The sequence below is a fragment of the Paraniabella hibiscisoli genome, from assembly GCF_022512515.1.
Lineage (GTDB): Bacteria > Bacteroidota > Bacteroidia > Chitinophagales > Chitinophagaceae > Niabella > Niabella hibiscisoli.
Map to the genome: position 1 here is coordinate 2,983,122 of NZ_JAKWBK010000001.1, position 11,800 is coordinate 2,994,921.

11 protein-coding genes and 3 pseudogenes are annotated in these 11,800 nt (G+C 41.8%); 8 read left to right on the top strand and 6 right to left on the bottom strand.

The genetic code is table 11. The features are described from left to right. Nucleotides 1–29 precede the first annotated feature (29 nt). From MKP07_RS18620 to MKP07_RS18630, 3 genes and pseudogenes are all read left to right on the top strand, one after another. Nucleotides 30–953, top strand: coding sequence for an ROK family protein (locus MKP07_RS18620; protein ID WP_240848519.1), 924 nt, complete (start codon nucleotides 30–32; stop codon nucleotides 951–953). Between the two features lie 10 nt (nucleotides 954–963). Continuing rightward, a pseudogene (locus MKP07_RS18625) lies at nucleotides 964–2,384 on the top strand (glycoside hydrolase family 125 protein). A gap of 44 nt (nucleotides 2,385–2,428) precedes the next feature. Beyond that, nucleotides 2,429–4,705 carry a GH92 family glycosyl hydrolase gene (locus tag MKP07_RS18630; protein WP_240848520.1) on the top strand — a complete coding sequence of 759 codons (2,277 nt, stop codon included), beginning with the start codon at nucleotides 2,429–2,431 and terminating at the stop codon, nucleotides 4,703–4,705. Here the strand turns inward: MKP07_RS18630 and MKP07_RS38950 are convergent. From MKP07_RS38950 to MKP07_RS18655, 6 genes and pseudogenes are all read right to left on the bottom strand, one after another. Continuing rightward, nucleotides 4,686–5,066 (bottom strand): Na+/H+ antiporter NhaA, encoded by a 381-nt coding sequence (locus tag MKP07_RS38950; protein WP_262919362.1) that lies wholly within the window; start codon nucleotides 5,064–5,066, stop codon nucleotides 4,686–4,688. The genes MKP07_RS18630 and MKP07_RS38950 overlap by 20 nt on opposite strands. Before the next feature lie 26 nt (nucleotides 5,067–5,092). Further along, nucleotides 5,093–5,847 (bottom strand): annotated as a pseudogene (nhaA, locus tag MKP07_RS38955) (Na+/H+ antiporter NhaA). A gap of 466 nt (nucleotides 5,848–6,313) precedes the next feature. Then, nucleotides 6,314–6,772: an IS200/IS605 family transposase gene (tnpA, locus tag MKP07_RS18640; RefSeq protein ID WP_240848521.1), complete on the bottom strand. Its 459-nt coding sequence runs from the start codon at nucleotides 6,770–6,772 to the stop codon at nucleotides 6,314–6,316. A gap of 457 nt (nucleotides 6,773–7,229) precedes the next feature. Continuing rightward, on the bottom strand, nucleotides 7,230–7,856 hold the full coding sequence (locus MKP07_RS18645) for a hypothetical protein (protein ID WP_240848522.1): 627 nt from the start codon (nucleotides 7,854–7,856) through the stop codon (nucleotides 7,230–7,232). After that, nucleotides 7,853–7,990 (bottom strand): hypothetical protein, encoded by a 138-nt coding sequence (locus tag MKP07_RS18650; protein ID WP_240848523.1) that lies wholly within the window; start codon nucleotides 7,988–7,990, stop codon nucleotides 7,853–7,855. Before MKP07_RS18650 ends, MKP07_RS18645 begins: the two co-directional genes overlap by 4 nt. Before the next feature lie 17 nt (nucleotides 7,991–8,007). Continuing rightward, entirely contained in the window at nucleotides 8,008–8,412 is a 405-nt protein-coding gene (locus tag MKP07_RS18655) for a hypothetical protein (RefSeq protein WP_240848524.1), read from the bottom strand. Between the two features lie 323 nt (nucleotides 8,413–8,735). Between MKP07_RS18655 and MKP07_RS18660 the strand changes: the two genes are divergently transcribed. The 5 genes and pseudogenes from MKP07_RS18660 (at nucleotide 8,736) to MKP07_RS38965 (ending at nucleotide 11,797) form a co-directional block, all read left to right on the top strand. Next, nucleotides 8,736–9,110, top strand: coding sequence for a YIP1 family protein (locus MKP07_RS18660; protein ID WP_240848525.1), 375 nt, complete (start codon nucleotides 8,736–8,738; stop codon nucleotides 9,108–9,110). Nucleotides 9,111–9,606: 496 nt separating this feature from the next. Next, nucleotides 9,607–10,715: pseudogene (locus MKP07_RS18665) on the top strand (acyl-CoA dehydrogenase family protein). A gap of 134 nt (nucleotides 10,716–10,849) precedes the next feature. Continuing rightward, on the top strand, nucleotides 10,850–11,332 hold the full coding sequence (locus MKP07_RS18670; protein WP_240848526.1) for a shikimate kinase: 483 nt from the start codon (nucleotides 10,850–10,852) through the stop codon (nucleotides 11,330–11,332). 82 nt (nucleotides 11,333–11,414) lie between these two features. Next, nucleotides 11,415–11,615: a DUF423 domain-containing protein gene (locus tag MKP07_RS38960; protein WP_262919363.1), complete on the top strand. Its 201-nt coding sequence runs from the start codon at nucleotides 11,415–11,417 to the stop codon at nucleotides 11,613–11,615. Beyond that, on the top strand, nucleotides 11,612–11,797 hold the full coding sequence (locus MKP07_RS38965) for a DUF423 domain-containing protein (protein WP_262919364.1): 186 nt from the start codon (nucleotides 11,612–11,614) through the stop codon (nucleotides 11,795–11,797). The genes MKP07_RS38960 and MKP07_RS38965 overlap by 4 nt, the downstream gene beginning before the upstream one ends. The last annotated feature ends 3 nt before the right edge of the window (nucleotides 11,798–11,800 follow it).

Consider the following 11,800-nt stretch of genomic DNA (forward strand, 5'->3'; position numbering starts at 1 on the left):
TATAAAACTAACGGATAAATAAAAGATACATGAAAACTTGGGGTATTGATTTAGGAGGAACTAAAATAGAGTGTGCGGTATTGGATGCTGAAACTTTATCGGTAGTAGAGCGACAACGCATACCCACTGAAGCTGGTAAAGGGTACGGCCATATCCTTTCCCAGATCAGTAAGTTGATAGGGCAAGTAGCTCAAAATGTTGGAGAGATGCCGGCCAGGATAGGACTGGCTACGCCAGGTGTGCTGCAGCCGGAAACGCAGACTATGAAAAATTGCAATACTACCTGTATGAACGGAAGGCGCATGCTGGAAGACCTGGAGGAACTATTAAAGATACCGGTAAGATTAGCCAATGATGCTAATTGTTTTGCATTGGCAGAGGCTTTGATGGGAGCGGGTAAAGATTTTCCGGGCGCTGAGGTTGTTTGGGGTATTATAATGGGCACAGGTGTTGGCGGAGGACTGGTAGTCAATCAAAAAATCATTAACGGGCATCATGGTATTGGTGGCGAATGGGGGCATAATATATTAGAAGACGGAGGCGAACTTTGTTACTGCAATAAGCAGGGCTGTGTTGAAACGGTTATATCAGGCCCTGCATTAGAGCGTGCTTACGAAAAGCTAACTGGCACTGCATTAAAACTGAATGAGATTATAGATAGACATTTAGCCTCTTCGGATGTACATGCCAGTGAAGTAGTAGAAAGGCTATTGGAGAATTATGGAAAAGCATTATCCTCTGTAATTAATATTATTGACCCCTCTCTTATTGTAATTGGCGGCGGTGTGGGTAATATCGATTTGCTGTATACTGAGGGATACGAACGTATAAAAAATATATTTTTAACAACGGGCAACTCACCACCCCAATATGCAAACCTGTTTTGGGGGATAGCGCAGGAGTATTTGGAGCAGCCTTACTTTGGAACTAAGTATTCAATTAATAACCGATAAACAGATCTATATGAATCGCAAAACCTTTCTTCAAAATACAAGCGTGCTGGGTGCAGGCCTTGCATTGAATAAATTCTCTTTTGCACAAACCACACAGAGCTTTCCTGAGGTTCGGTGGTCAGTTTCTAAGCGGCACTTTAAAAGCGATGTGATTGAAAATGCGATCAAAGCTTTTCAATCGAAAGTGGCTAATAAGGAATTGGGATGGTTGTTTAATAACTGTTTTCCCAACACGCTTGATACAACTGTTTTTTACAGCGAGAATAAAGGCAAACCCGATACCTACGTGATAACCGGGGATATTGATGCTATGTGGTTAAGAGATAGCTCCGCCCAGGTATATCCTTATCTACAATTTGCCAAAGAGGATACGAAGTTGCATAAGCTGATAGCTGGTGTGATCAACAAACAGGTGCATTTTATTTTAAAAGACCCGTATGCCAATGCATTTTATAATGATGATGCCAAGATCAGTAAATGGAAAGAGACTGACAGGACCGATATGAAGCCGGGTATTCATGAACGTAAATGGGAAATAGATTCTTTATGTTATCCGATCCGCCTGGCATATCGTTTCTGGAAAGTAACAGGCGATACCAGTCCGTTTGATGCGGAGTGGAAACAATCGGTTATAGCAACGCTCAAAACCTTTAAAGAGCAGCAGCGTAAAGATAATTTGGGCCCGTATAAATTTGAGCGGGAAACCTCATGGGCCACCGATGGCATACCGATGGCTGGTTATGGTTATCCTGTTAAACCGAATGGTCTCATTTGCTCTATGTTTCGCCCCAGCGACGATGCTACTATTTATGCATACCTGATCCCGTCCAACTTTTTGCGGTCATCAGCCTGCGTCAGGCATCCGAGATGGTGAAGACGATATTAAAAGACAATAAACTGGCCGCAGAGCTAAATGAATTGGCGAACGAAGTAGATGCTGCGTTGAAAAAACACGCTACTACCACGCATCCTTCTTTTGGAAAGATCTATGCTTTTGAGGTCAACGGCTATGGCAGCTATAACCTGATGGATGACGCTAATGTACCTAGTTTGTTGGCCATGCCGTATCTCGGGAGTGTAGCAACTTCCGACCCGGTTTACAAGAACACCAGGAATTTTGTATGGTCAACCGAAAATCCTTTCTTCTTTAAAGGAACGCAGGCTGAAGGTATCGGTGGCCCGCATATCGGGCTCGATATGGTATGGCCAATGAGCATTATCATGAAGGCATTAACCTCGAATGACGACAAAGAAATAAAGTGGAGCATTGATACCTTGAGGAAGACACATGGTGGTACCGGTTTCATGCATGAGTCCTTCCATAAAAACGACCCTAAAAAGTTTACACGGGAATGGTTTGCCTGGGCCAATACTTTATTCGGCGAATTACTATGGAAAACTTTTAAAGAGAAACCTCATTTGCTGGGTTAAATAATGGCGCCCGATTAATGATAGTGAATATAAAAAATAAACTGATGAATTTATCCAGAAAAATAATAGCTGTAGCCTTGATTTTGTTCACAGCTGCAGTTAAAGCGCAACATCCAATCGACTATGTAAATCCTTTAATGGGTACATTGTCTAAGTTTGAGCTTTCTAACGGGAATACCTATCCGGCAATAGGAATGCCCTGGGGAATGAATCTTTGGACACCGCAAACCGGGCGCATGGGCGATGGTTGGGCCTATAAGTACCAGGATGATAAAATAACCGGTTTTAAACAAACTCATCAGCCTTCTCCCTGGATGAATGATTATGGCTATTTCGCTATCATGCCTGTAACAGGAAAAATGCGGTTTAAAGAGCAGGATCGTGCCAGCTGGTTCTCGCATAAGGCCGAAGTGGCGCAACCGCACTATTACAAAGTATACCTGGCAGATGCTGATATTACTACTGAGATCGCACCCACGGAGAGAGCTGCGCGTTTCCGTTTCACTTTTCCTCAAACGGATAGTGCCTATGTGATCATTGATGCGATTGATAGAGGCTCTTATGTAAAGATCATTCCATCAGAGAATAAGATTATTGGTTATAGTACCCGCAATAGTGGAAGTGTTCCGGAGAATTTTAAAAACTACTTCATTATCCAGTTTGATAAGAAGTTTGATTATAAAGCTACCTGGGATGAGGATAAGTTTAGCAACAAAGATGAGATGAAAAGTAAGCATGCAGGTGCGGTCATAGGTTTCAAAGGATTGAAGCGCGGCGATATAGTAAACGCCAAAATAGCATCTTCCTTTATCAGCTTTGAACAGGCTGAGTTAAATCTTAAATCGGAAATTGGTGCAAAAGATTTCGATGTTGTTAAAGCAGCCGGAGCAAAAGAATGGAATGATATTCTGGGACGTGTGAAGGTTTCAGGCGGTACAGAAGAACAAATGCGTACCTTCTATTCATGTCTCTATCGAATGGTGTTTTTCCCTTTAAAAATGTATGAGAAAGATGCAGCTGGCAAGATCGTGCATTATAGTCCATACACCGGTAAAGCCGAGCCGGGTTATAAATTTGCAGGCACTGGTTTCTGGGATACATTCAGGGCGCTTTACCCATTTCTTTATTTTGTGTATCCTACCATAGCTAAAGAAATGCAACAGGGATTGATCAGCGATTTTAAAGAAGGCGGTTGGTTGCCTGAGTGGTCCTCGCCCGGATACCGCGCGGTAATGGTAGGAAACAACTCTGCTTCAGTCGTTTCTGAAGCTTATTTAAAAGGATTGCGTGGATATGATGCAGAGACCTTGTGGCAAGCCCTGGTGCATGGAGCCAACAACGAGGGGCCTCAGGCAACCGGAAGAAGAGGCGTGGAATATTATAATCGTCTCGGGTATGTGCCCAATAATGTTAAGATAAGCGAGAATGTGGCGCGCTCACTAGAGTATGCTTACGATGATTATGCTATTTATGCTTTTGGTAAAGCATTGGGTAAGCCTGCTGTAGAAACGGATATTTACAAAAAGCGGGCGATGAACTATAAAAAGTTGTTTGATCCGCAAACCTTGTTAATGCGCCCTAAAAATGAAGATGGTAGCTTTTATAGTCCTTTCAATCCCTACTCATGGGGCGGGGCTTTTACCGAAGGTAATAGCTGGCATTATTCCTGGAGCGTATTCCAGGATATTGATGGGTTGAAGCAGTTAATGGGCGGCGATAAAATGTTTGTACGGATGTTGGATTCTGTATTTATTATGCCTCCGGATTTTGGTGATTATTCTTACTATGGTTCTGTTATCCATGAAATGAGAGAAATGCAAATTACCAATATGGGACAGTATGCACATGGCAACCAGCCCATTCAGCATCTTACTTATTTGTACAATTATGCAGGCCAACCCTGGAAGTCGCAATATTGGATAAGAGAAGTGATGGACAAGTTGTATAATGCTTCAGCTGACGGATATTGTGGTGATGAGGATAATGGACAAACCTCAGCATGGTATGTGTTCTCTGCCTTAGGTTTTTATCCGGTAACACCTGCAAGTACACAATACGTTTTAGGTACTCCTCTGTTTAAGAAAGCGGAAGTGACTTTCGAAAGCGGGAAAAAGCTGGTGGTGAATGCGCCCCAAAATAGTACAACAAACAGGTATGTACAGTCCGTTTCGGTTAATGGAAAAGCCACTACCAAAAACTACCTGGATCACTTTGAATTGTTAAAAGGCGGTACGATCAATATAGGAATGAACGCACAACCGAATAAAACAAGAGGTGTTACTAAGGCGGATTATCCTTTTTCTATGAGCACATCTGATTGATCAGGCGTTGCATTTTTTTCAGGAACACCTGAAGCAGGGTAAAGCCGAGTGCTCCGGATATCAGTGAGGCAAGCAGGATGACCAGTTTGGTATTATTGATAATCGTCGGGTCGTTAAATGCCAATAGCGCGATAAAGATGGACATAGTGAATCCAATACCTCCCAGGCATCCTGCGCCAAGGATCAGCTTCCAGTTCAGGTCTGAGGGAAGTTGGCATATTTTAAATTTCACAGCGAGAAAGGCTAAAGCGAAAATGCCCAAAGGCTTGCCGATGATTAACCCTAGGGCAATGCCCTGGCTATACGGTTGCGTAGAAAGGCTTGTGAAATCCGGGCTGATATAAATGGCAGTATTCGCCAAAGCGAATAGAGGTAGTATGATAAATGCTACCGGTTTATGCAAAAATCCTGCAGAATATAAGACGTCGATTTGGCATCGCCTTTACCAAACGGAATGGCAAAGGCCAGCAATACGCCTGTTATGGTAGCATGTACCCCTGAATGCAACATAAACCACCACATAACAGTACCGCCAATGATATAAGGAATCAGGTTTCGAACCTTTAGTCTGTTAAACAATAGTAGCAACCCCCAGGTGCCCAGAGCAATCAAAAGATTCGCCCACAATATACCTTTCGAATAAAAGAGGGCAATGACTAGTATGGCGCCGAGGTCATCAATAACAGCCAGGGCGGTCAAAAATACTTTGAGGGATAAAGGCACACGTTTGCCGAGAAGTGATAATACCGCCAGCGCAAAAGCAATATCTGTAGCCATGGGTATACCTGTTCCGGACTGAGTGACAGTTCCGTAATTGAAAAGGATATAAACCCCTGCTGGTACTAACATTCCCCTATGGCGCCAAATATCGGTAGTAATGCATTTTTGATCTTACTAAGTTCCCCGATATAAACCTCCCGTTCCAGCTCGAGGCCGATAAGTAAGAAGAAGATAGTCATCAGCCCATCGTTGATCCAATATTCGAGAGAGCCACCACCTAATTTCGTCTCCCATATATGGTGGTAACCCTCGCCCCAGGCAGAATTGGTAAGCAGGACGGAAAGAATTGTGCAGACGATCAGGATCAAACCTCCTGATTTTTCACTGTTAACGAAGTTGCTGAATAATTTAGTTATTCTCATAATTGTATGCTATCAAACGAGACGAAAATACCACATTTTGAAAACAACGCTCCGGATAGTGATTGAAATACCCGATTGAATAAGTGAATTAATGTTATTTGTCAAACAATCGTGAAAAATTTTCCCAACGAGAAGGCGAAAGTGAAGTAGTAAATTGTCCTATTTTATTTTTAATCCGGCTATTTTGTTCAAATAGTATATTCGGGAATGTTGCCTCGTGCCTGCTTTTGCTCAGTAAGAGCAATGTGTTTGTAGCACAAGGTCGTAGAACCGGCATCAGGCTCGAGAGGAGCCACGGATTTATTGGCCATAGGGGCTGCTATGTGTATGTTTCTAAGAATGGCTTGTTTAGTTTATATATTAGGATGCGGAAAAGTGCCTGTTTTTTTGCTCCGTTGGAGCAGTGTGTTTGTAGCACAATTTGCGAATTTCTATAACCGGGCTCTGTAAGAGCCTCGTGTTTCTATCAGGGCCATTCAAACAAAAAACGTTCTTCAAATGGGATAGAAAATTTTTGTAGGAAATCAAGATATTCCTCTTGGAAGGTTTTTTTCTGATGATGGAGTTCCTGGTTCTGAACGTATTTACATACACGATCAATTTGTGAATGTCCGTAGGAAAATACACCATAGCCTTCCTGCCAGTTAAAACTACCCTGTATCCATTTTTTATTTCTTATAAATTCGTTACTCTGAACCTTTATTTGTTTGACGAAATCGGATATTAAAATTGAAGGTTTGAAACCAACGAACAGGTGAATGTGGTCGGGCATGCAATGGACTGCTAACATTTTAGCATTTCGGGCTTGTACAAGAGCTGTTACATATTTGTGCAGTTCCTCTTTGTTTTTAGGATGAATGAGGTTTTGTCTGCCCTTTACCGCAAAAACAAATTGAAGGTAAATTTGGGAGAATGTGTTAGCCATAGGTGTTGTTTTACGCGGCTCTTACAGAGCCCTTACATTAAAAATAAACATTTTTCTATAAATACGAGGCGCCGATGCCGCCTTTAATGTAATAGCGTATAGCTTCTGAAAAGGTGGCTGTTTTTATCACCGATGAGTTGTCAGGTAAACTATACAAGCTTTACAAGAAGAGGCTGTTGCTTTTGTCATTCTGTAGAAGTAATGTGTTTGTTATCTCCAATCGGTAGATTATATCTAGCTTAGAGGGAGTGGCGTATTTGTGCCTGCTCTGTAAGAGCAATGTGGTTATAGAATATGGTTATAAGAAAAATAAGATTGATATCGTTACCAATTGCTTCGATATTATTTGTTAAAAGTAGTTTGTTATTGACCAACTCATGTATACTCTATTATTTATTTTTAACTGACTCGTTAACGTTGCTCAACGCTGAACAGAGATGAGTAGGCTCATGTCAGTTTACACCTTATACATCCTGTTAGCCGAGTTAATATATTCCAGCGGATCAAAGGTCTTGTCAAATGATTCCTGAAGTTCTTTCATCTTTATTTCCAGGTCTTTGATGCGGGCTCCTAACTGTGGATCTGCTTTGTATTTATCAAAGAGTTCTTTGTATTTTAACAGGTTCTGACTGATCCTGAACGTTACCTGTCCAAAACGTTGTTTTAGCGATTGTACGTCATTCATTTGTACATAAGCTTTTTGCCGCCAGTCTTTGGGATTTTTTGTTCGCTCTTCACTTACGAATTTAGCTGCTTCATCTCTCAGCCGGGTAAGGTATTGATATCTCTTTTCTGCATCATTTTCCTTTGAAAAATTGGATTGAAAATCAGCCGGTGATGTTTTAATGATCGCCAGGTTTTCCTTTAATGATTTGTCGTATTTCGTTTGCAGGTCCTGCAGCTCTGCTGTGATAGATTCCCATTCGTTTTCAATCCGGTCATTGTCATAATTAAACTGGCTGATCTTCATAGTAAGGGTTAGCATTTGTTCACTTTGTTCTTTCAGGGCTTTTTCCTTTTTGCCGATATTATCGATATAAGTGGTCATGCTCGAAAACAGCGCAGAAGTAATAGGACCCGTCACCGCGCTCCTTTGGTGAAATTGCCTGCGAAGCTTAATAAGTTACTCGTAACATTTAATACAGGGCTTTCGGCTTTTTTGTCTTTTACATAAGCTGCATATTGATTATACCATTTCGTATAGCCGTCGTAGTTCATCGGATTACCTGTTTCGCTCAACGCATTAAAAAAGATTTAGTAGAGTTGAATAGCAGCAAGGGTTTGATCTCTCGGTCCATCGATACCAGGTTTACCATTGCTGACTGGTAGTTAGCCTGGAAGAGATTCAGCTCATTTTGTTCAATCGCCTTCTGTTTTTCTTCTACCGCCTGTACGCGTTGCTGGAGTTTGTCGGCTTTGTCATTTGCATCGCGGGATTGCGAAATAGATTTATCGAGACTGGATAAACGCTGATCCAGTTTGGTAACGGTAGAGTCGAGCGTTTTATTCCGGCTGTCGAAATTATTCTGAATATCGTTCAGAACCTTATCACGCAGGTTCATCTCATGCTTCAGGCTGTCGATCTGTGCAAAACAATTTCCTGTAAATAAAAGGCTTAGAGCCAGAACTAGCTGTTTCATACGCAATACTTTTTTGATAACAAGCTTTCTGTAAGCAAATAATTCGCCAGATTTGGTTTGAAACAAGCTTTTAAGGCAATAGTGCCTCCGGGAACACCACTTTTCTAATATATTTCTATAACTCAATATTTTGCAGTATTTTACAGAAGCATAGTCCTATAAGCCAGATCAAAAGGAGTCGTTGATGGTATACTACTCCCTGCTTTAAGTGTTGGAGAGGTAAGTAGAGCATTTTTCTAAATGTATTACGAATATTCGGATATAGATTTTTCAGTTGTTTTTTATTTAATAATTAATAGTAGCTAATAATCAAAACTTGAATTATGGTATCTCTAATGGATCGCGTAAAGAATATTTTAACCAACCCTAAGGCTGAATGGGAAGTCATTAATACCGAAACGGCAACGGTTAAAGGATTGCTTACATCCTACGTGCTGCCGCTTTCCTTATTGGCGGCGGCTGCCTCATTCTTAAAGTTTTTTGTATTTTCTTCTTTGTTTGGAATTGCCTACAGTATAGCGTATACGGTTTTTGCTATTGTTGTTACGATATTGGTTTTTGTAATAGCCACCTATGTCATAGACGCCCTGGCTCCCAGTTTTAAATCGGAAAAAGATATTAATAAATCAGCTCAGCTGGTAGCCTATGCGGGTACCGCGGGTTATGTAGCCGGTCTTTTTCATTCATACCCATATTAGGTGGCTTATTGTCGCTTGCCGGTGCGGTGTATAGCATCTACCTGTTTTACCTGGGTATTGGTCCTTTAAAGAAAACCCCGAAGACCAGAAAGTAGTATATATTATTGTATACATTCTTGTGAGTTGGGCTATTTATATTGTACTTTTTAGCGTTGTAGCCGGCGCATTGTTTAGCTCGCTAATAACAGGAGCTGCGGCAGCATCCATGTTTCAATAATAGTTTGGCCTGTTATAGGTAACTAATAGACGTTCTTTTCAAAGAAGGTCTGACTGGATTAGTATGCCCCTCCCGCACTGTAAAGTATCAGGATTTCTTTAATCTGCTCATTGTTGGGCGCTTTTAAGAAGGCTGGTTATTCTTCGTGTTCGGTTGCAAGGCTTTTTCGTTTACTTTTACAATAGTGTAACTAAAACCTTTAATCATGAGCGTAAAAAAGATCTTTTTGAAAGCCCAGACTATTTTAAAGTGGATGAGTTGTTAAGCGAAGAGCAGATAATGATACGCGATGCTGTAAGGTCTTACGTTAAAAAAGATATTTCGCCCATTATTGAGGACTATGCACAACGGGCAGAATTTCCTCAGCAGATTGTAAAGCAATTAGGCGATTTAGGCTGTTTTGGTCCTACGGTACCTACGCAATACGGTGGTGGCGGTTTAGATTATATTAGTTACGGTTTAATGATGCAGGAGCTGGAAAGAGGGGATAGTGGTGTACGTTCAACAGCTTCGGTGCAGGGCTCGCTGGTGATGTTTCCTATTTATGCTTTTGGCAGCGAAGAACAGAAACAAAAATATTTACCCAAACTGGCCAGTGGTGAGTGGCTGGGCTGTTTCGGTTTAACGGAGCCTGATCATGGTAGCGATCCGGGTGGTATGTTAACCAACTTTAAAGATGATGGCGATGCGGTGATACTCAACGGCAGTAAAATGTGGATCAGCAACGCACCTTTTGCCCAGGTGGCGGTAGTATGGGCTAAGGATGAACAAGGAGAGGTATATGGGCTGATTGTTGAACGGGGAATGGAAGGTTTTAGTACCCCGACAACACACAATAAATGGAGCTTGCGGGCTTCAGCTACAGGCGAGCTGGTTTTTGATCAGGTAAGAGTACCTAAAGAAAATATACTACCAGGAGTAAAGGGCTTGAAGGGGCCTTTGAGTTGCCTGACCAAAGCAAGGTATGGTATCGCCTGGGGCGTAATTGGCGCGGCAATGGATTGTTACGACACGGCGTTGCGTTACGCCAAAGAAAGAGAGCAATTTGGTAAGCCGATTGCTGCTTTTCAGCTACAGCAAAAAAGCTGGCTGAAATGGTAACAGAAATAACCAAGGCACAATTATTAAACTGGCGACTGGGCGTTTTAATGAATGAAGGTAAGGCCACTCCGCAGCAGGTGAGTATGGCTAAACGAAATAGTTGCGAGATTGCTACCAATATCTGCCGGGATGCGCGACAGGTTTTGGGTGGTATGGGCATTACTGGCGAGTACCCGGTAATGAGACATATGATGAACCTGGAAAGTGTTATTACTTACGAAGGCACACATGATATACATTTGCTGATAACCGGTCTGGATATTACCGGTGAAAATGCGTTTAAGTGATATGGATGCCAGATGTTAGATGACAGATGCTAGATATAGCTATGTATCCAGTATCCCGCATCTGTCAATCACACTAAAAATTATAGAACAATGCGAATTTATTTAATAGGTTTTATGGGCGTAGGAAAAACGCATTGGGGCAAGCTGCTAGGGAAAAAGCTGGGTATTCCTTTTTTGACCTCGACGAATTGATTGAGAATGATGAAGGGCGGTCTATTGCAGAAATGTTCGAAGACAAGGGAGAAGAATATTTCCGTATGAAAGAGCGGGAAATATTGCATCTGGTGACTGAGAGCCATGAATCAATGGTATTGTCCTGTGGAGGCGGCGCTCCCTGCTTTTTCAATAATATCGATTATATGAATGAAAAGGGCGTAACGGTTTGGATCGATACACCTTTTGAAATACTGCTGGGCCGGCTGAGGCAGGGCAAAGACAAGCGCCCGCTTTTAAAAAGCCTTGATGATGAACAATTAAAGGCCTACATTGTTAAGAAAAACGGCGACCGGCGTATTTTTTATGAACGGGCCATAGTGCGGATTGACGATCGTGATGCCCGGGTGGATGATTTTATAAAAGCTGTTTTTGACCAAACAGCTGAAGGCAGGGAAGATTAATCACCCACCTCTGAAATGGGCTGGCTCATTTTGCCAAACGGGTACCGACATCCATTATCTAATATTCTAACATCTAACAATAATGCATAAATTGTATCTCACCTTAGGCTGTATCATGGCTGGCCTGGGTGTTGTTTTAGGAGCATTTGGCGCTCATAAGTTAAAAGAAATTGCCCCCGATTCCGTACCAACCTTCCAAACCGGCGTTCAATACCAGATGTATCATGCATTTGCCTTGTTGATTGTAGGGATTCTTTTCGAAAAATTCCCTTTAAGTCTATGAATTGGGCCGGACTATGCTTTTTAATAGGAATTCTTTTATTTTCAGGTTCATTGTATGCATTGTCGCTTTTAAAAGCAACCGGCAAAGTTGGGCTTGGAGGTATAGGAATCATCACACCTATTGGTGGTCTTTTCTTTATTATCGGCTGGGTTTGTTTTGTTATGGCCTTATTTAAAAAATAAGTT

Bases quoted from the DNA above. Each gene is read 5' to 3' on its own strand.
- MKP07_RS18620 (WP_240848519.1), top strand. From the start codon at position 30: ATGAAAACTTGGGGTATTGATTTAGGAGGAACTAAAATAGAGTGTGCG.
- MKP07_RS18630 (WP_240848520.1), top strand. From the start codon at position 2,429: ATGAATTTATCCAGAAAAATAATAGCTGTAGCCTTGATTTTGTTCACA.
- tnpA (WP_240848521.1), bottom strand. From the start codon at position 6,772: ATGGCTAACACATTCTCCCAAATTTACCTTCAATTTGTTTTTGCGGTA.
- MKP07_RS18650 (WP_240848523.1), bottom strand. From the start codon at position 7,990: ATGAACTACGACGGCTATACGAAATGGTATAATCAATATGCAGCTTAT.
- MKP07_RS18655 (WP_240848524.1), bottom strand. From the start codon at position 8,412: ATGAAACAGCTAGTTCTGGCTCTAAGCCTTTTATTTACAGGAAATTGT.
- MKP07_RS18660 (WP_240848525.1), top strand. From the start codon at position 8,736: ATGGTATCTCTAATGGATCGCGTAAAGAATATTTTAACCAACCCTAAG.
- MKP07_RS38960 (WP_262919363.1), top strand. From the start codon at position 11,415: ATGCATAAATTGTATCTCACCTTAGGCTGTATCATGGCTGGCCTGGGT.
- MKP07_RS38965 (WP_262919364.1), top strand. From the start codon at position 11,612: ATGAATTGGGCCGGACTATGCTTTTTAATAGGAATTCTTTTATTTTCA.